Source organism: Marinobacter albus, assembly GCF_030238305.1.
GTDB lineage: Bacteria > Pseudomonadota > Gammaproteobacteria > Pseudomonadales > Oleiphilaceae > Marinobacter > Marinobacter albus.
The window spans coordinates 1679717-1697359 of sequence record NZ_JASSQD010000001.1; the positions used below are offsets into that span (position 1 = coordinate 1679717).

17 protein-coding genes are annotated in these 17643 nt (G+C 58.6%); 4 read left to right on the plus strand and 13 right to left on the minus strand.

Annotated elements, in window-relative coordinates:
- Complete coding sequence (locus QQF73_RS07860) at positions 1-1626, plus strand: OmpP1/FadL family transporter (RefSeq protein ID WP_219866041.1); 1626 nt, start codon at positions 1-3, stop codon at positions 1624-1626.
- A 36-nt stretch (positions 1627-1662) separates the two neighbouring features.
- The gene (locus tag QQF73_RS07865) at positions 1663-2724 is read left to right on the plus strand and encodes a MalM family protein (RefSeq protein ID WP_285367815.1); all 1062 of its coding nucleotides are present in this window, start codon (positions 1663-1665) and stop codon (positions 2722-2724) included.
- Between the two features lie 10 nt (positions 2725-2734).
- On the opposite strand, the gene QQF73_RS07870 is transcribed toward QQF73_RS07865, so the two are convergent.
- From QQF73_RS07870 to QQF73_RS07880, 3 genes are read right to left on the minus strand one after another with little or no spacing between them, the layout of a single operon-like run.
- Positions 2735-3766 (minus strand): polysaccharide deacetylase family protein, encoded by a 1032-nt coding sequence (locus QQF73_RS07870; protein ID WP_219866039.1) that lies wholly within the window; start codon positions 3764-3766, stop codon positions 2735-2737.
- 43 nt (positions 3767-3809) lie between these two features.
- On the minus strand, positions 3810-4475 hold the full coding sequence (locus tag QQF73_RS07875) for a DNA-J related domain-containing protein (protein ID WP_219866038.1): 666 nt from the start codon (positions 4473-4475) through the stop codon (positions 3810-3812).
- A gap of 27 nt (positions 4476-4502) precedes the next feature.
- Entirely contained in the window at positions 4503-5147 is a 645-nt protein-coding gene (locus tag QQF73_RS07880) for a TetR/AcrR family transcriptional regulator (protein ID WP_285367816.1), read from the minus strand.
- A 72-nt stretch (positions 5148-5219) separates the two neighbouring features.
- Here QQF73_RS07880 and ttcA point away from each other — a divergent pair, with 72 nt between their 5' ends.
- On the plus strand, positions 5220-6134 hold the full coding sequence (ttcA, locus tag QQF73_RS07885) for a tRNA 2-thiocytidine(32) synthetase TtcA (protein WP_228743302.1): 915 nt from the start codon (positions 5220-5222) through the stop codon (positions 6132-6134).
- A gap of 40 nt (positions 6135-6174) precedes the next feature.
- On the opposite strand, the gene QQF73_RS07890 is transcribed toward ttcA, so the two are convergent.
- From QQF73_RS07890 to ccoN, 9 genes are all read right to left on the minus strand, one after another.
- A complete protein-coding gene (locus QQF73_RS07890; protein ID WP_219866036.1) occupies positions 6175-6864 on the minus strand; it encodes a sulfite exporter TauE/SafE family protein in 690 nt (229 codons plus the stop codon).
- Positions 6864-7112 carry a cbb3-type cytochrome oxidase assembly protein CcoS gene (gene ccoS, locus QQF73_RS07895; RefSeq protein WP_416383192.1) on the minus strand — a complete coding sequence of 83 codons (249 nt, stop codon included), beginning with the start codon at positions 7110-7112 and terminating at the stop codon, positions 6864-6866. Before ccoS ends, QQF73_RS07890 begins: the two co-directional genes overlap by 1 nt.
- Positions 7113-7148: 36 nt before the next feature.
- Entirely contained in the window at positions 7149-9599 is a 2451-nt protein-coding gene (locus QQF73_RS07900) for a heavy metal translocating P-type ATPase (protein ID WP_219866035.1), read from the minus strand.
- On the minus strand, positions 9596-10111 hold the full coding sequence (locus QQF73_RS07905; protein ID WP_219866034.1) for a FixH family protein: 516 nt from the start codon (positions 10109-10111) through the stop codon (positions 9596-9598). Before QQF73_RS07905 ends, QQF73_RS07900 begins: the two co-directional genes overlap by 4 nt.
- 47 nt (positions 10112-10158) lie before the next feature.
- Positions 10159-11589 carry a cytochrome c oxidase accessory protein CcoG gene (gene ccoG, locus QQF73_RS07910; RefSeq protein ID WP_219866033.1) on the minus strand — a complete coding sequence of 477 codons (1431 nt, stop codon included), beginning with the start codon at positions 11587-11589 and terminating at the stop codon, positions 10159-10161.
- 133 nt (positions 11590-11722) lie between these two features.
- Entirely contained in the window at positions 11723-12613 is an 891-nt protein-coding gene (ccoP, locus tag QQF73_RS07915; RefSeq protein ID WP_219866032.1) for a cytochrome-c oxidase, cbb3-type subunit III, read from the minus strand.
- On the minus strand, positions 12610-12795 hold the full coding sequence (locus tag QQF73_RS07920) for a cbb3-type cytochrome oxidase subunit 3 (protein ID WP_218634708.1): 186 nt from the start codon (positions 12793-12795) through the stop codon (positions 12610-12612). The genes ccoP and QQF73_RS07920 overlap by 4 nt, the downstream gene beginning before the upstream one ends.
- 4 nt (positions 12796-12799) lie before the next feature.
- Positions 12800-13408 (minus strand): cytochrome-c oxidase, cbb3-type subunit II, encoded by a 609-nt coding sequence (gene ccoO, locus QQF73_RS07925; RefSeq protein WP_219866031.1) that lies wholly within the window; start codon positions 13406-13408, stop codon positions 12800-12802.
- Between the two features lie 15 nt (positions 13409-13423).
- Positions 13424-14854 carry a cytochrome-c oxidase, cbb3-type subunit I gene (gene ccoN / locus QQF73_RS07930; RefSeq protein ID WP_219866030.1) on the minus strand — a complete coding sequence of 477 codons (1431 nt, stop codon included), beginning with the start codon at positions 14852-14854 and terminating at the stop codon, positions 13424-13426.
- Positions 14855-15123: 269 nt separating this feature from the next.
- Between ccoN and QQF73_RS07935 the strand changes: the two genes are divergently transcribed.
- Positions 15124-15744 (plus strand): alpha/beta family hydrolase, encoded by a 621-nt coding sequence (locus tag QQF73_RS07935; RefSeq protein ID WP_345782958.1) that lies wholly within the window; start codon positions 15124-15126, stop codon positions 15742-15744.
- Here QQF73_RS07935 and QQF73_RS07940 read toward each other — a convergent pair.
- Positions 15720-17567, minus strand: coding sequence for a sensor domain-containing diguanylate cyclase (locus QQF73_RS07940; RefSeq protein WP_219866028.1), 1848 nt, complete (start codon positions 17565-17567; stop codon positions 15720-15722). The two genes, QQF73_RS07935 and QQF73_RS07940, sit on opposite strands and share 25 nt — an antisense overlap.
- Positions 17568-17643: the final 76 nt, after the last annotated feature.

Genomic DNA, 17643 nt, shown 5'->3' on the forward strand with positions numbered 1-17643 from the left:
ATGGGACACTACAGCCACAAGCGGCAGATTCTCGCGGCTCTGATTGCCTCGACCATCTCGTGTGGTGCCGAGGCCCAGCTCGCGCAGAACCTTACTATCCATCCGAAAGCGCTGGCCTTGGGTAACGCAGTGACGGCAGATCCTCCGGGAATCATGGCGATCCATTACAATCCCGCCGGTCTCACCAAGCTGGACGATCGCCAGCTTGAAGTGAATCTGATGAGCGTCTATCTGGATATCGACGCCGATTTCACGGCACCCGAAGGCTATGAAATCTTCGGTATCGATGGCCTCGAGACGGACCCTCTGACGGGCAAGCAGAAAGACCCGGTGGCCAACTCCCATAGCCACACCAATAACGTAGCGCTCTACGTTCCGGGGTACGGCATACTGAGGACACCGCCAGGGCCTGCGGTGGCGCCGTCGGCCGGTATAAGCATCAACCCGCCCGGTTCAAAGCTGACGTTCGCCAATGCCTTCTATCTGCCATTGGCAGCCGGGTTCTATCGCGACAAGGACGATCCCGGTCGCTATCAACCCCAGGCAACGGCGCTTCAGCGCACAACCTACCTGTCGCCCACCGTTGGGTACGAAATCAACGACGAGTGGTCCGTGGGTGCGGGTATCCATCTCTCCCACATGGGGATTGCCGCCGATCAGTATATGAGAGCGCCCAACTTGCTGTTGGGGGTCGCCGAGATCCTGCAGGATGCTTTCAACTGTGAAAGCGGCGACGAACCGCTCCAGCCCTGGTTGGCCCTGTGTGGTGGTAACGTCGGTCCGTGGGATGACATCGGGGCTCTGAGTATCAACGTTCAGGAGACCTTGTCGCCGACCTATTCATTCGGCGTCATGTGGGAACCCACCGACTGGTTCACCTGGGGCGCGAGCTACACCTCAGAAGCCGAGATGAACCTGAAGGGCACTTACGAAATCCAGTACACGGATGACTGGTCCGGTTTCTGGCAAAGTGTGAACAGTTCGGTCCTCGGTGCCATCACTTCGGCCATTCTCAGCCTGCCATCCGGTGCGCCCCGTGAGGCCGGCAACGTGAGCATGGATCTGGTGTATCCGCAGCACTTCCAGACCGGGATCAGTGTCGACGTGCATCCGAAACTCACGTTGAATGCCGATATCGGATGGACCGATTACGCCCAGTGGGATGCCTTTGAATTCCGGTTTGACCGTAACCTGGAATTCCTGAATGCCGCCAAGATCCTTTCTCCTGACAACGCCACGTCCGATACCCTGCGTTTGCCCCTTGGGTTCAAGAGTCAGTGGAACTGGGCATTTGGCGCCGAGTTTCATGCCTCGTCGCGCTTGGACCTGAGGGCGGGTGTCGAGATCCGGGACTCGGTCATCCCGGACGACCAGCGCTCCATCATGGCCCCGTTTGGCGGCGCCAATCTCTACAGTGTTGGAATGGGGTACAAGTGGGACAAGGATACCCAGATCGACATGAACCTGAGTTACCTGCAATCGATTGAAACCATTCCGGCAGACACCAGTTGTAACGTAAACTGCGACAACATCACCAATATCATCTACAACCCCTATGCGGGGCTGGATATTAAAACCTCGCTCCGGGTGGTCATGGCCGGTCTCAGTTTCCGTACCAAATTCTGACCGGCTGGCTACCCAATGACGCTGTGGACTCCTGCCATGACGATACACGCTCTGGTAAAGGCAGCAGTTGTTGCCACAATCGCCGGTCTGGTTGTTGGATGCCAGGTTGGCGGTGCTCCGGTATCCGAACGGGAGGGGTATTTCACGTGGGTCGACGAGCAGGGCAGAGTCCGCTATTCACCCATTGTTAAGACCCCTGCCGAAGGGTCCGGGGGGGAGGTCGAATCTGCAGGCACTCCGCCGGAAACGAAATCCGGTAGCGCCGGTTCCGATGGCCGCAAAATGTCGCAGACTCTGGAAGAGGAAACCGAATACACCCTCGAAAACTACCCGGATGCGACTCAGCTCGCGAAGGACGGTTACGTCCGTCCCGGCGAACGCCAGCCCTATTTCACCTGGCGCGATGCCGAGGGGAATGTGCGGGTCAGCTATTTCCAGCCGGACACCCGTAGCGAAGCGGAGAAAGGTCGGATTCCGCCGCCCATCGAATTGACCCCCGCGAGTATTTACCATGCCGGTCCTGACATTGAACCGGAGGTCCCCGTTGCCGGAAGTGATCCTGACGCCTTTGCGGTCCTGGGAATCGAATCCCGCAATGACGACTATTTTGCCCGTTTCAGGGAGTTCTGTTGCCGTGGTCTGGACACCAGCAATCACGAGGAATGGCAGCGGGGGCGGGAATTCGGTGTCGATATCACCAGCCAATCCCCGGTCCATAACTTTCTCACCGGGACCAGCCCATTCCAGCTGATTGCCCTTGCCGGCGTCGCCGACCGGTCGGATTTCATCGTACGTATTCGGTCCTACGACCAGGACGGCGTTTTTGTGCCATCCCTGGTCTTCCTGGACGGGGAGTTTGAGCCGGTGCGCCTGGTAACTGACCTCGTCAGCTCCTACGAACCGGAGACCTGGAGTCGACGGGGGTTTCTGGAAGCGTGGGTCCCGGTGTTTCCGGCCGAGGGGGAGCGCTGGCTGGTCCTTTTTACCCGAAATGAGGATCTGCAGGGGCAGACCGTCATTGAGACTGGTAAGGGACCAAAGGCCATTCCCCATGTCGCACATGGGGAAATCGGGCTGATGATGGCCGAGCAGGAGTGAGGCTGGCGAGTCAGTCTTCGGGCTGGGTCAAATCCAGCCACTGTTTCGAGAGCCAGAAATAGCTTCCGTCTCCGGCCGGATAGGTGCAGTTGTATCGGAAGCGCCGGCTATCGAACGCCCCCGGTGCCTGAACCGTGACGTCCCGCCCATCCAGGTCGAAATCGATACGTCCCATCCCTGAAGCGAAGCAGGTCAGACCGGAGGCGTCCATTGATGCGGGCAGACGGAAGGTCAGTCTGGGCGGATTGGTGGAGATCACACCGTCGGGCAGGCTGGCGGCGTCGATCGGAAATGTCTTGCTCCGCAGTTTGTTCTCGAGGCCGTTAATCTGGCCATAGGCGTTTGCCATCGGAAATCGGGGCAGTCGGGTTTCGCCTGAGGTCTGGGCAATGGCACCGGAGTGCTGGCCATATCCGTACCATCCCCGCTCGGCCAATTTTGCCTCCACTGCGGAATCGAACTCGCCATAAGGGTAGGCAAACAGGGGTGACAGGCTTCCGAGTTTCTCCCGTAGAGTCGTTTGGGCGGAATCCAGACTGTACTCGACTCGCCGTGCCCACTGGGTCTCGCTCTCGCCCGGTTTGCGGACCAGGTGCTTATGGTCGGCGCTATGGTTGGCAAGGGTGACGTCCCCCCTCTGGGCAAGTTCCCGCAGCTGTTCCCACGTCATGTATCCCTCGCGCCCGACAGCTTCCGTGTTTACAAAAATGGTGTACGGAAAGTTCTTGGCTGAAAGTATCGGCGCGGCCGTGGAATAGACCGAATCGTACGCATCGTCGAAGGTGATGGCCAAACGGTTTTCCGTTCCGGGCTCACTGGCAAGGGCTTCTTCGGTTCCGCTTTTCAATGGTACGACCGGTAGCTTCAGGTCCGAGATCAGGTCCATCTGAGCCTCGAACAGAGAGACTGACGTGCTGGTGGACGGTGGTGTGGAATCACTGACGTGATGGTATTGAAGCACGACAAGGTCTGCCCGGACCTGGAGAGACAGAGTGAACAGAGCCAGCAACAGAAGTGGTTTCATACGAGTTCGTTGTGCCATGTAATATCCTTTCAAATGCTCGGGAATGCCGGGTTGCTGAACTTCAGTTGGCCAGTTGAAAGTGGGCCTTGAGCACGGCGAACGCCTGATTGAGTGCCTGAATGCTCCTGGTGTCGCCTCCCCGGTCGGGATGGGCCAGCATGACGGCTCGCCGGAAACGCTGTTTCACTTCCGGAAAACTGTCGGGGACCCCGTCGAATCCAAGGCTCTCGGCAGCCGCGAGCGTCTCGGAAGCCTCCGGTCGGGCGCCTGGCCTGCCGGCCCAGAAATCGTCCATCATCCGATGGATAGCGTCCTCAGGGAGACTGTACTGAGACAGATCCAGATAGAATTCCCGGAGTTTGTCCTGCTCGTCCGGCAGCCCGGAACCACCAACTACGTCCTGCGGGCGAAGTCGGATGTTCAGTGGCGATATGTGCAGGATTTCACCGGATTCTGCGAGCAGGTCTCTCAGCCTGTAAAGCGCATGAAACAGCAGAAAATGCACCGGGTACAACTTCTCCGGGTCGTGGAAGCGGACGTCGCCTATCAGTTCCCAGGGTGCATGTTGCAGTGCCTTGATCAGTGACAGTTCACTGACACCATCGGGTGCCCGGCGAAGCTCGTGCTCCACCGCCACCAGCAGATGTTGAATCTGCGGTTCCAGTGTGCCGTCGTTGTTACCGGCCGCGACATCCGATGGTTGGCGGATTGAAGTGGAATTGGTCATGGGCCAATGGTAGGGCAGAGTAGGGCGTCAGGAAAGGCCGGAAAGCTTCGGTATGCCGCCAAGGAACAGGGCCGTGGAAAACCGGGTCGCCCGCAGCGCCTCCTGGTCCGCCGTTTCGGGCTCACGATGGGCCCGTTGGGCCACTCTCAGGCTCATTTCATAGGCCACCCCGAAGAAGGCCGCGCAGAGGTACTCGTGATCAAGTTTTGGCAACAGGCCGCGAGTCATTGCTTCCCGGACGTCTTCCTCGAGAGACAGCATCGTGAGCCCCAGAATGTCGGAGCCGAACAGTTTCCGCAGAGCCCGGTCGTTTCGGTGAGCCAGTTCATAGACCAGCGGGTCACGGGCGGTCGCGGTGTAGAGGGCGAGATAAGCCGAGTGAATGAAATCCTGCGTGGTGTCTGCTGAGCGGCGATTTCGGGTAAGGTTGTTGTTCAGTCGGGTCAGGAAATCGGTCAGCAGTGCCGCGAAGATATCCTGTTTGCTGGAGAAATAGTTGTAGAAGGTGCCGGCAGCCAGTTCCGTGCGCCTGACGATGTCGCGGATGGTCGAGTTGTCGTAGCCGTGCTCCCGAAAGCATTCCCGGGCTGCATCGAGGATCGCCTTGCGATTGCGGATTCGGTTGAGCTCTCGTTTTCCTGTGATCTGGCGGTGTGTTTGCAACATATCCATGTCGGTATCCTGTCCCTGAATCCATGTGACGCGTATAATCCGACGCTCATTAACCTTATGAACGTAGTTGGTATGTCCGAAGCAATGATCGTGAGTCCCGAACCGTCTCAGCGCGCCGAGCTTGAGCGCCGCCAGAAACTGGAGCTGAACAAACTGCAGAAGCGTCTGCGCCGTGATGTCGGGCAGGCGATTGCCGATTTCTCGATGATTGAAGCCGGGGACAAGGTAATGTGCTGTCTTTCCGGCGGCAAAGACTCCTACGCCATGCTCGACATTCTGCTCAACCTGCAGAAGAGTGCACCGGTTTCCTTTGAGCTGATTGCGGTCAACCTTGACCAGAAACAACCCGGGTTTCCGGAAGAGGTGCTGCCAGAATACCTGAAAACCATGGGTATCGAGTATCACATCATCGAGAAGGACACCTACAGTATTGTTAAGGAAAAAGTTCCGGAAGGGAAGACCACCTGCGGTCTGTGTTCCCGGCTACGGCGCGGAATTCTCTATAATTTCGCAGAAGAACACGGCGTGACCAAGATCGCCCTCGGCCATCACCGCGATGACCTTCTGGAAACCCTTTTCCTGAATATGTTCTACGGCGGCAAACTGAAGTCCATGCCACCGGTACTGCACAGTGACGATGGCCGCAACACCGTCATCCGGCCGCTGGCATACAGTCGCGAGAAAGATATTGCCCGATATGCGGCGCTCAGGGAATTTCCAATCATTCCCTGCAACCTCTGTGGTTCCCAGGAAAATCTCCAGCGTCAGGTCATCAAGGACATGTTCCAGTCCTGGGACAAACAGCACCCCGGTCGTCTGGAAACCATGTTCCGCGCCCTGTGCAACGTGGAACCGTCCCACCTTGCCGACACCAACCTCTATAATTTCCGGGACGGGGAGCGCCTGGGCGGGAAGCGTCAGGCTGTAGACACAGCCGAACCCGAGGAGGCCAGCAGTTTCGGTCGCCTGGACGTCCTGAATATCTAGCACTGGTGGGCCGGAGCCGGATGACCGGGGATCCGTCCGGTCAATGGGCGAGGCCGCCGGTCAGGGGCAGGGTCCAGACGCCGAACACGATCAGCAGGCCACCGGTCACTTTCCGGAACAGGCGTTGACCCTGCAACCTTCGGATCCAGCCTGCCGCGTAGCCCGTTGCCAACATGGAGGGGAGTGTGCCAAGGCCGAAGAACAACATGGTCAGTGCCGCGGAGCCGACGGTCGGTTGCAGTGCCGCCCAGCCCAACGTGGTGTAGATCAGGCCACACGGCAACCACCCCCAGAGTGCTCCCAGGGCCAAGGCCTGCCCGACATGATTGACCGGTAGAAAGCGCCGTGTCAGCGGAGACAGGCGCTGCCAGACCGGCGCACCTATCTTCTCGATGTAGCGTATTCCCTGCCACCATTGCCCCATCGACAGACCCATGGCAATCAGGAGCAGACCGGCGACGGTGCGAAGCACTCCGCCCAGTTCTGACCACTGGCTTGCCGCCGAGGTGCTCAGCAGTGCTACCAGCGCAGCAATCAGTGTGTAGCTGGAAATCCTGCCCGCGTTGAACGCCAGCAACATCATGGTCTGGCGTAATCGGAAGCCCTTCCCGACTGGCAGCGCCATGGACAGCGAGGCGCTGATTCCACCGCACATGCCGAGGCAGTGAGAACTCCCGAGGAGGCCGATCAGAAAGGCGCTGGGATAACTGAGATAGAGTTCAGGGGCCATCAGGGTTTAGGGGCATCCTCGTCGGAGTCAGGCTCGGGGGACTCCCCGGCCTCCTCCTCAGGGCGAGAGGTTGGCTTGTCCGTCCGTGCGTCGTCCGGGATCATATCCTTGTCATCGTCGTACAGAATCCGGTGGGCCGGCCCCTCCAGATCATCATACTGGCCACTTTTGACCGCCCACGAGAACAGGAAAATACCCAGGGCCACCACAATCAATACCAGCGGGACCAGGATCATAACGATTTGCACGGCAGAACCTCGCGGAAAAAGTATCGGGATACGGTATCAGGACACAGCTTGGGCGCCAACCGTAGTCCCGGCCCGGTTCGTCGGTCGGGCGGCTGTCCTGCCCAGGCGAAGGGCATTCAGGACGACGACCAGTGAGCTCAAGGACATGCCTATGGCCGCAAGCCAGGGCGGAACCATGCCGGCCGCAGCCAGGGGCAGGGCGCAGACGTTGTACACGAGCGCCCACATCAGGTTCTGGCGGATCACCCGGCGGGTCAGGCGACTGGTTTTAAGGGCTTCAACCAACTGAATAAGCTGGCCGTTGAGCAGCACAGCATCGGCGTGGAGCTGGGTCAGGTCTGCCGCGGATCCCATGGCGACGGATATGCCGGCCCCCGCCATGGAGGGCAGGTCGTTGAGCCCGTCTCCCACCATCATGACCTTGTGTCCCTCACCCGTGAGTTGTTTCAGAACTTCGAGTTTTTGCTCCGGTGATGCCTGGCCAATGGCTTCTTCAATGCCCACTGCCCGAGCGACCTGTGAGACGTGATCCGAGCGATCGCCGCTGAGCAGGAGGGTACGGATGCCCAGGCCCTCAAGGGAATGAATGGCGCTGGCAGCATCGTGCCTCGGTTGATCGTCGAGAGAGAAGCAGGCGAGCCATTCGCGTTCCGATGCGAGCCAGATCTCCATGCCCTGATAGCCCGGCGAGGCCGGCGCAGGCAGGTTAACGCAGGACTCGACAAAGTCCTTGTGACCGATGTAGAGCTGCTGGTCTCCGAGTTTTCCGGAAAGCCCGCCGCCGAGGTGATTGGTTACCTGCCCGACAGCCGACGAGGCCCGGTTGTGGAACACCCGGGCGATCGGGTGTTCCGAGTGTTGCTCCAGGCCTGCTGCCAGCTTCAGGCAGGCGCTTTCGTCCATGTGACCCACGACTTTTACGCCCACCAGGCTCAGTTCGCCCCGGGTCAGGGTACCGGTCTTGTCGAAAACCACGGTATCAATGGTATTCATGGATTCCAGGGTATGGCCTCGCGTTGGCAGGAAACCCAGTCGCCGAAGTTTGACTGTGGCTGCGGTAATGGCGGTGGGCGTGGCCAGGGATAGTGCACACGGACAGGTGACCACAAGCACCGACAGGGTAATATCGAAAGCGTTGTCAGCCCCTGCGAGCCACCAGCCAAGCCAGACCACAGGTGCCAGGATCAGCACCCGCGCCACGAACTTTCCGGCTATCCGGTCGGCCATCAGTGCCACCGGGGGTTTCTCGGCCTGAACCCGGTCCAGTACCCGCATGATGCCGGAAAGTCTGGTTTGTGAGCCCGCCCTGACGACCCGGACATCGAGCGGATTCTCGCCGTTGATGCTGCCAGCGTGCACGGTATCCCCGGGCATTCGGGTTTCAGGCAGGTATTCACCCGTCAGGGCCGCCTCATTGAGGGTGGACTGGCCGTGGACGATCTCACCATCGATGGGCAGGGTCTCGCCTGGGCGGATCCGAATCACGTCACCGGGTTTGATTGCGTGCGCCGGAACCACCTCCACCTGTTCACCCTGAACCCGGGTGGCAACCGTTGGCTGGAAGCCTGCAAGGGCGTTCCCGGTCAGACCGGCCCGGAACCGGGCCTGAACTTCGATGTAGCGGCCCAGGAGCAGGAAAAAGGTGAACATGCACACCGACTCAAAGTACACTTCCTCGCCGCCAAATGCGGTAACCCAGGCACTGGCAGCGTAAGCAAGGCCAATGGCAATGGCGACCGGGACGTCCATGGTCAGGTGTCGGGACTTCAGGTCACGCCAGGCATTACTGAAAAAGGGGCGCGCGCTGTAAAACACCACCGGCGTTGCGATCAGCAGGCTGAACCAGCGGAAGAAGCTGACGAACTCCGGTGACAGGTCGTTCACCATTTCAAAATACAGCGGAAATGCGAGCATCATGCTCTGAAACGAGCCAATACCGGCGAGTACGAGCCGGATCAGCATGGATCGGTGCTCCGATCTCAGGGCCTGTTCTGCTTCGTCTGGCTGGTAGGGGCGCGCGGTATACCCGAGCTCGTGGATGGCAATCAGCAGGTCACTGAGCCGGCTCTGGTCCTGAGCCCAGACCAGTCGGGCTCGCTGGGTGGTGTGGTTGACCGTGAAGGACAGCACCCCGGGCTGCTTTTTCATGTGGTTTTCCAGCAGCCAGATACAGGCAGCGCAAGTAATGCCACCTATCAGGAGCTGAGCCTCCTCGCCCCCTTTGACCGGAGACACGAAAGCCTGCTGGACCAGGGGGTGGTCCAGTTCGCGGATGCGATCAAGTTCCGAGCCAGACAATTGGCGGGGGGTAACGGCGGATTCGGTGCGAATGTCGTAGAACCCGCTTAGTCCCTCGCCACGGATGGTTTCACAGACGGCCTGGCAGCCACGGCAACAGAAATGCTGGGTCCGTCCGTCCAGCTCCAGGGTAATCTGCGGCTCACCATCCGCTGGCTCACCGCAATGAAAGCACTTCAGGGCAGTCACCCTTTAGCAGCGCCTTCTGAGCTGACGGTGATTCCGTTTTCCGCCGGCAGCCAGGCTTCGCCTTTCAATCGCCACCGGTTCTCTGGTCCCCGCAGGTCGTAATACCAGCGACCATCAATGTCTTCAAGCATTTGGCCACGGTATTCGCCGGTGTCTGTTTTCTGGAACTGAATGGTCCGGTCGCGATCTGCCAGGGTCGGATGGAACAGGTTCAGAATCAGGTAAGGGAAGTCAGTTGGGCCCTGGTCTGTGCTGAGAGTCAGGGCGATAGTGCGGTCGTTGAAGCGCATTTCAGCGACCATGCCAAGGTCTTTGGCCTTTTTATCGCGCGCTATTTCCATGTTGATACCGCGGCCTTCCTTGGAGTAATCATCGGTGACCATCGTGTCTTCCAGATTGGTGGCAATGATGATCATGAAAATACACCAGATGATGGCAGCCAGCGGAAAAATGGTCAGAAACCAGAACCAGGGCTGGCGATACCAGGGTGCTATTGGAGCTTGTTCGGTCATATCACTCGTTCTCGTTTAAACGGGGTGGTCGGCGCGCGTTCCGGGGATCAGCGCGTTGGACCAACAAATCGGCTTTCAGTTTCCAGCTTCAATGAAGTGTCTGTTTGAGACTGTGCCTGAAAGAAAATCTCGTTGTTGGACTGTGTGATGGATTCAGGCGGCACATCAACCACTGTCGGCAGCGAACGGTTTTCACCGCTCTCAACGGTCACCGATGTCTCGGTCAGAATCTGGATATCCTCCAGGCCTCGCACTGAAACCGCGAACGTTTGGGGCACTTCCGTCATGTTGGCAATTTTCAGGGTGTAGGAGTTCTCAATCCTGCCCTGGCCGTTGAAGCTGTACAGCGCGCCGCGATCCCGGAGCGCATCCATCTGCGCCGGCACCCGCGTTGCAATGGTTACGACGATGGCCGCGATCATCATGGCCAGCACTGCGCCATAGCCGAAGGTCCTTGGGCGCAGCAGCTTGGAGCTCTTGCCCTCGAGTTCGTTCTCCGTGGTGTAGCGAATCAGGCCCCTGGGGTATTCCATCTTGTCCATGATTTCATCGCAGGCATCAATGCAAAGCGCACACCCGATGCACTCGTATTGCAGACCGTCCCGGATATCGATGCCGGTCGGGCACACCTGAACGCACTGGCCGCAGTCGATGCAATCGCCAAGGCCCGCCTCGGCCGGATCCACACCCTTCTTGCGGCCGCCACGAGGTTCCCCCCGGTTGGGGTCATAAGACACAACGCGGGTATTGGGGTCGAACATGACCGACTGGAAGCGGGCATACGGGCACATGTACAGGCACACCTGCTCGCGCATCCAGCCGGCATTGAGGTAGGTGGCAACGGTAAAGAAGGCTACCCAGAAGTAGGCCCAGCCGTTCGCCTGAAAGGTAAAGAGGTCGGCGATGAGCTCCCGGATAGGGTAGAAATAGCCAACGAAGGTCAGCCCGGTGGCCAGGGCGATCAGCAGCCATGCCGCGTGTTTGGCCGACTTTTTCGCGATCTTCTCTGCGGAACTGGGGGCCTTGTCGAGTTTCATCCGTTTGTTGCGGCTACCTTCAATACGTTCCTCCACCCACATGAAGATAAACGTCCACACCGTCTGGGGGCACGTATAGCCGCACCACACCCGTCCAAAGAGGGTGGTGATGAAGAACAGGCCGAAGGCACAGATGATGAGCATCCCGGACAGCAGGATGAAATCCTTCGGATAGAAGGTCAGGCCGTAGAGATGGAACTCCCGGGCCGGGAGGTCGAAATGAATCAGCGGCTGGCCGTCCAGCGTGATCCAGACGAACAGGAAATACATGCCCATCAACAGCATCAGGCTGACATTCCGGATGCGCTGGAAGAAGCCTTTGACTTCCTTTACATAGATTTTCTTGCGGCTGGCGTAGAGTTCGACACTTCCGGATTTTTTGTTGTTATCGGAGGGGTCAGAGGACGGGTCAACCTGTTTGACCGGAATCTCACTGCTCATCGAAACCTCCCGATTAAAGGGTAAAGCGCTAAGCGGGCCCGGAGGGTCTGCTGATCTGTTCCAGACTGTGTCCGGAGGGGCAGGGCACAGTCTGGAAAAGACCAGGCCGGGGCGCGAGCCCCGGCCGGCTGACTCAGTTCGACAGGCTGTAAACGTAGGCTGCGAGAATCTGAATCTGGTCCTCAGACAGGCGACCACTCTGGGCAGGCATCTGGTTCTGACGACCGTTGACGACCGTTTCCTTGATCCACTCGTAGGTGGAACCGTACAGCCAGGTGTTGTCAGTCAGGTTGGGCGCGCCCACCGACTGCATACCCTTGCCGTCCGCGCCATGACATGCGGCGCAGCCCTGGGCAAACACGGCTTTGCCGGCTTCGGCCGCTTCAGCATCTTTTTCACGACCACTGAAACTCAGTACGTAGTTGACCACCTGATCAACCTGCTCATTGGTCATGTTTGGCATGACACCCTTGGCTGGCATGTTACCCATGCGACCGTTGTGCAGGGTTTCCAGGATGGCGTCCGGGGTGCCACCGTAGAGCCAGTCGTCGTCGGTCAGGTTCGGGAAACCAACCTGGCCCCGAGCCGCAGAGCCGTGACAGACGGCGCAATTGTTGGCAAACAGACGCTGACCGATCTTCAGGGCGTCTTCGTTGTTCGCCAGTTCGGCGACCGGCGTGCTGCCATACTGCGCGTAGATCTCGCCGTACTTCTCTTCCGCTTCGGCAACTTCAGCCTCCCACTGGTTGGCCGAGGTCCAGCCCAGCACTCCCTGGAAGCTGCCCAGGCCGGGGTAGAGGACCAGGTAGCCGAGCGAGAAAATGCACGTGGCGATAAACAGGTAGAACCACCACTTCGGAAGCGGATTGTCGTATTCCTCAATGCCGTCGAAGGAATGGCCGGTGGTGCGATCGGTCTCAGTATCGGATGTCTGGTTCTTACGGGTCGCCCACAGAAGCCACATACAGCCGAAAATAGTACCGAGCACGATCACACTGATCCAGAGGCTCCAAAAGGTACTCATTGTTTCTTCTCCGTTTTTTCCTGTTCGAGAGTACGCTTTTCCACTTCGTCATCATCGAAGGGCAGATGCGCTGCCTCGTCGTTGGCCTTTTTGCGGTGGGCGCTGTACGCCCACCAGACGATTCCGAAAAAAACCGCCATGACCAGAAGGGTTTGAATGCCGCGTAACTCGTTCAAATCCATGGGATCACCGTTTCTCTGAAATCACGGTACCGAGTTGTTGCAGGTACGCGACCAGAGCTTCGATTTCGAATTTGCCCTCGACCTGCGCAGATGCTTCGGCAATCTGTTCGTCGCTGTAAGGCACGCCAAGTGACTGCAGAGTCTCCAGCTTCGCTGCCGTCGCGGTGTGGTCTACCCGGTTTTCAAACAGCCAGGGGAAAGCGGGCATGTTGGATTCCGGAACCACGCTGCGCGGGTCGTAAAGATGCTGACGCTGCCAGGCATCCGAGTAACGACCGCCGACGCGGGCCAGATCGGGACCGGTACGCTTGGAGCCCCACAGGAACGGCCGATCGTAGACGAACTCGCCGGCTACGGAGTAGTGGCCGTAGCGCTCGGTTTCTGCCCGGAACGGACGGATCTGCTGGGTGTGGCACACGTGACAGCCTTCGCGGATGTAGATATCCCGGCCTTCCAGTTCGAGAGCGGTGTAGGGCTCAAGACCCTCCACCGGCTCGTTCGTCTCTTTCAGGAAGAACAGGGGCACGATTTCAACCAGAAAGCCGCCGCTGATAGTCAGGATGATCAGAACGATCATCAGACCAATATTTTTTTCAACAATATCGTGGTTCATCTGACCTCTCTCCGTTTACGCCGTTTGGGCCGCTGCGCTTTCTTCCGCAACCGCATCTTTCTGGCGAATGGTCATGTACACGTTGTAAGCCATGATGAGCATGCCGCTCAGGAAAATGACGCCACCAAGGAAGCGGACGAAATATCCCGGGTAAGAGGCTTCCAGAGACTCAACGAAGCTGTAGGTCAGGGTGCCGTCGGCGTTAACCGCGCGCCACATGAGGCCCTGCATGATGCCGTTGACCCACATGGCAACGATGTAAAGTACGGTGCCAACGGTAGCCAGCCAGAAGTGGACATTGATGAGGCTGGTGCTGTACATCGCCTGCAGTCCCCACAGTTTGGGGATCAGGTGGTAGATGGCGCCGATGCTGATCATGGCTACCCAGCCCAGTGCACCGGAGTGTACGTGGCCGATGGTCCAGTCGGTGTTGTGAGACAGTGCGTTGACCGTCTTGATGGCCATCATCGGACCTTCGAACGTGGACATGCCGTAGAAGGACAGGGATACCACCAGGAAGCGCAGGATCGGATCGGTCCGCAGTTTGTGCCAGGCGCCGGACAGGGTCATCATCCCGTTGATCATGCCGCCCCAGGACGGAGCCAGGAGAATCAGGGACATTATCATGCCTGCGGTCTGTGCCCAGTCTGGCAGGGCGGAGTAGTGCAGGTGGTGGCCGCCAGCCCATACGTAGGTCGCAATCAGTGCCCAGAAGTGAACGATAGACAGACGGTAGGAGTAAACCGGGCGATCAGCCTGCTTTGGCACGAAATAGTACATCATGCCGAGGAAGCCCGCGGTCAGGAAGAAACCTACCGCATTGTGGCCCCACCACCACTGCATCATGGCGTCGGTCACACCGGCATACGCAGAGTAGGATTTGAACGCGCTGGCCGGAAGGGCCAGGTTGTTACCAATGTGCAGGAACGCCACGGTGATGATGAAGGCACCGTAGAACCAGTTGGCAACATAGATGTGCGGAGTGCTGCGCTTCATGATGGTGCCGAAGAACACCAGGGCGAACGCTACCCAGACCACGGCGATGGCGATATCAATTGGCCATTCGAGCTCAGCGTATTCTTTTGACGAGGTAAGGCCCATGGGCAAGGTAATGGCGGCGGCCACGATAATCGCTTGCCAGCCCCAGAAAGTAAACGCAGCGAGGCCGTCCGAAATCAGGCGAGCCTGACACGTCCGTTGAACTACGTAATAACAGGTGGCGAACAGGGCGCTTCCACCGAAGCCGAAGATGACGGCGTTGGTATGCAGCGGCCGTAAACGACCGAAGTGCGTCCAGGGCATATCCAGATTCATCGCTGGCCACACAAGCTGGGACGCGATCAACACGCCCATACCCATGCCAACAATGCCCCAGACCAACGTCATGATGGCAAATTGTCTTACCACCTTATAGTTGTAAGTCAGGTTTGCATTTACTGTGCTCATAGCCTTACCAATGGGTTTAGAGTGAGAAATTATGCGGGCGCAAGTATGGAGAAAGCATTAGTGCTTTGCAATGACTCAGGTCAACTCCAGAACCCTGTCAAATGCGCCGAAATCAGCAACATGGCATCCTTGCACCGGTCACTATAAGAGACGTTTTGGGTGTGGTCATATGCGATGCCTGACCTCTAATGATAGTCCCTAAAAAAACTCAGGTGAATGAAGTGGAATTGATTAAGACTAAAAGCTATGAGAAGCGGCCTGAAGTCGTAATGATTTTTGCGCACGGAGCCGGCGCCCCAGCAGATTCGCCCTTCATGAACATTCTGGCGGCTGAACTTGAAGCGAATGGTATCCCAAACGTTCGTTTCGAATTTCCCTACATGCAAAAGCGGCGTCAGGACGGCAGGAAGCGGCCCCCCGACCGTCAGCCCCGGTTGCTCGAGTGTTTTGCCGAGGTGGTTGAGCAGGTTCGTCAGGATGTGGGCGATGAATGCGCGCTGATCGTGGGCGGGAAATCCATGGGTGGGCGAATGGCCAGCCTGTTTGCCAGCGAATGCGCGGGCATCGACGGCGTGGTTGGTTTCGGTTACCCCTTCCACGCCCCGGGCAAGCCTGATAATTGGCGAACCGGACATTTTGCCTCTCTGCGCTGCCCGATGCTCATCGTGCAGGGAACCCGGGATCCGTTCGGCAAGCCCGATGAGATGGTGGGGCGCGAATCAGAGCTCGAAGGGGTGAGTCTGCACTGGTTGGAGGGGGGCAATCACGATTTTCAGCCGCTGGCACGCCAGAACACCAGTCAGGAGGCGCTCATTGCCGAGGCGGCCCGGCAAACCCGGGTGTTCGTCGAGACGTGTCCGAAGCCTCAGGCTTTGTCAACGAACGAGTGATCGGACACAACGACCCGGTTTCGCCCTCTGCTCTTGGCCCGGTACAGGGCTTCGTCAGCGCGGTCGAACAGGCTCGTTCGGTCTTCGCCGTGAGCCAGGGAGGCAACACCGGCGCTCAGGGTAATTTTGGCGGCGTGCCCGTCCGGACTGGTCAGCGACGTGGTTGCTATATCGTGGAGTATGGCTTCGCAAACTTTGCGCGCGCCGGGAATATCGGTGCCAGGAAGCAGCAAGGCGAATTCCTCTCCACCAAAGCGGACTGCGACATCGCGGGGACGCTTGACGTGCCGGGTCAGGATGTCAGCGATCAATTGCAGGAAGGTGTCACCAAAGGCGTGCCCCCAGGTATCATTGACCGTCTTGAAGTGGTCGGCGTCGACCAGCGCGAGGGTCAGGGGTTGCCTGGTGCGCCGGGCCTCGGCACAGAGTTCAGGCAGGATGTTGTCCATGTGCCGCCGGTTGTGAAGCCCGGTCAGTGAATCGTTCAGGCTCAGCGTCGCCAATTGCCGGTTGGCCTTCTCCAGCTCCCTCATGGTATTGCGCAGCTGGGCCGTGCGCTCGTGAACCTTGAATTCAAGTTCGGTTCGGGCGTTGTGTTCCACTTCCAGAAGTTTTTCGTTGAGTAGTCGCCAGCGCTGGACCATGGCGTAGTTAAGCAGGACCACCTGGCCTCCCACTGCAACCTGCATCAGCGCCTCGCGGGCGAGGAAATCCGCCAGGTAACCAAAGGCTGCCAGAGCATAGATCAATCCGCCCAGCAGCATGACCAGCCACGCCAGCACATACCACATCGCTGGCTGGTAGCCGTGGCGCCATCGGACCACCGCAATGACAAACAGGCTGCCAATGACGGAGAGTGCGAGGACTGTGTTGAGCAGAATGGTCTTGCTGTAGGGCAGCAACAGAGTGAGGGCAAGGAAACCGATACAGAACCAAGCCAGTGCCGTCATGGCGGTTCCGGCCATTGTCTTCCGTTCTACCTCCAGGAAGGAACGGCCGAACAGTGTCATCGACAGTGCGCAGAGTGCCAGGCTGAGTGGAATGGACGTGTTGGCAAATCCGGTGCTGTCGGGCCAGAAATACTGGTTGGCAAACCCTCCCATCGCAAACATGAAGAGCCCCATGGCTGCCATGTAAAAGGCGTTGTAGAAGTAATAAGCGGTACCCGAGCTGAAGAACAACAGCAGGTTGAACACCGCGAAAACAAGAAGGGCGCCGTAGAATAGTCCGTGAGTCAGGGTAAGGTGATTGCTTTTTGCGATGACTTCTTCCGGGGTTTCGAAGGTCAGGGGAACATTCAGGGCGCCGCTGCTCCGAACCCGCAGGGTGATCGAGCGGGTTTCGCCCTCGGCCAGCGTGACTGGAAGGAGGAAATACCGGTAGTCTATGCCCCGTGCATCGAATGGTCGCTGATCTCCCGTGACCAGATGGGTATTTGGGCCGTCGCCTGTCTGCCAGAACGTCACCTCGTCAAGCAGCGGATAGTTGAGCTTCAGGTACCAGAGTGCCTGGCGGCTCCCGGTGTTTTCGACATTGAGGCGAACCCAATAGACGGATTTGGTGTGGCTGAACACCAGGTCGTGCCCGCTTGCGAGCCTCCAGTTGAGGTTTTCCGGGAGGTCGTCGGGGGAGTGCGCATCGTGCGCCGGGTCACCGGGTGCTGCGCTGTAAAAGCAGACGAAGTGCATCAGGGACTGCCGGGATTCAGGATCTGTGGCCTCAAGAATCGGGCATCCGGCCTCGGGCACCGGGCCATAGGGCAGGGCTATGGCCGGTAGAAGGCTGAGGCTCAGGATGGCGAACAGGCGCAGAACAGGCGACATCTGGGGATTCCCGAAAGCAGTAGAGCGAAGAGTGTAGTCAAAGCACACAATATTTGATGTTAAACAGTTTCAAATT

Bases quoted from the DNA above. Each gene is read 5' to 3' on its own strand.
- QQF73_RS07860 (WP_219866041.1), top strand. From the start codon at position 1: ATGGGACACTACAGCCACAAGCGGCAGATTCTCGCGGCTCTGATTGCC.
- QQF73_RS07865 (WP_285367815.1), top strand. From the start codon at position 1,663: ATGACGATACACGCTCTGGTAAAGGCAGCAGTTGTTGCCACAATCGCC.
- QQF73_RS07870 (WP_219866039.1), bottom strand. From the start codon at position 3,766: ATGGCACAACGAACTCGTATGAAACCACTTCTGTTGCTGGCTCTGTTC.
- QQF73_RS07875 (WP_219866038.1), bottom strand. From the start codon at position 4,475: ATGACCAATTCCACTTCAATCCGCCAACCATCGGATGTCGCGGCCGGT.
- QQF73_RS07880 (WP_285367816.1), bottom strand. From the start codon at position 5,147: ATGGATATGTTGCAAACACACCGCCAGATCACAGGAAAACGAGAGCTC.
- ttcA (WP_228743302.1), top strand. From the start codon at position 5,220: ATGTCCGAAGCAATGATCGTGAGTCCCGAACCGTCTCAGCGCGCCGAG.
- QQF73_RS07890 (WP_219866036.1), bottom strand. From the start codon at position 6,864: ATGGCCCCTGAACTCTATCTCAGTTATCCCAGCGCCTTTCTGATCGGC.
- QQF73_RS07905 (WP_219866034.1), bottom strand. From the start codon at position 10,111: ATGACCGAACAAGCTCCAATAGCACCCTGGTATCGCCAGCCCTGGTTC.
- ccoG (WP_219866033.1), bottom strand. From the start codon at position 11,589: ATGAGCAGTGAGATTCCGGTCAAACAGGTTGACCCGTCCTCTGACCCC.
- ccoP (WP_219866032.1), bottom strand. From the start codon at position 12,613: ATGAGTACCTTTTGGAGCCTCTGGATCAGTGTGATCGTGCTCGGTACT.
- QQF73_RS07920 (WP_218634708.1), bottom strand. From the start codon at position 12,795: ATGGATTTGAACGAGTTACGCGGCATTCAAACCCTTCTGGTCATGGCG.
- ccoO (WP_219866031.1), bottom strand. From the start codon at position 13,408: ATGAACCACGATATTGTTGAAAAAAATATTGGTCTGATGATCGTTCTG.
- ccoN (WP_219866030.1), bottom strand. From the start codon at position 14,854: ATGAGCACAGTAAATGCAAACCTGACTTACAACTATAAGGTGGTAAGA.
- QQF73_RS07935 (WP_345782958.1), top strand. From the start codon at position 15,124: ATGATTTTTGCGCACGGAGCCGGCGCCCCAGCAGATTCGCCCTTCATG.
- QQF73_RS07940 (WP_219866028.1), bottom strand. From the start codon at position 17,567: ATGTCGCCTGTTCTGCGCCTGTTCGCCATCCTGAGCCTCAGCCTTCTA.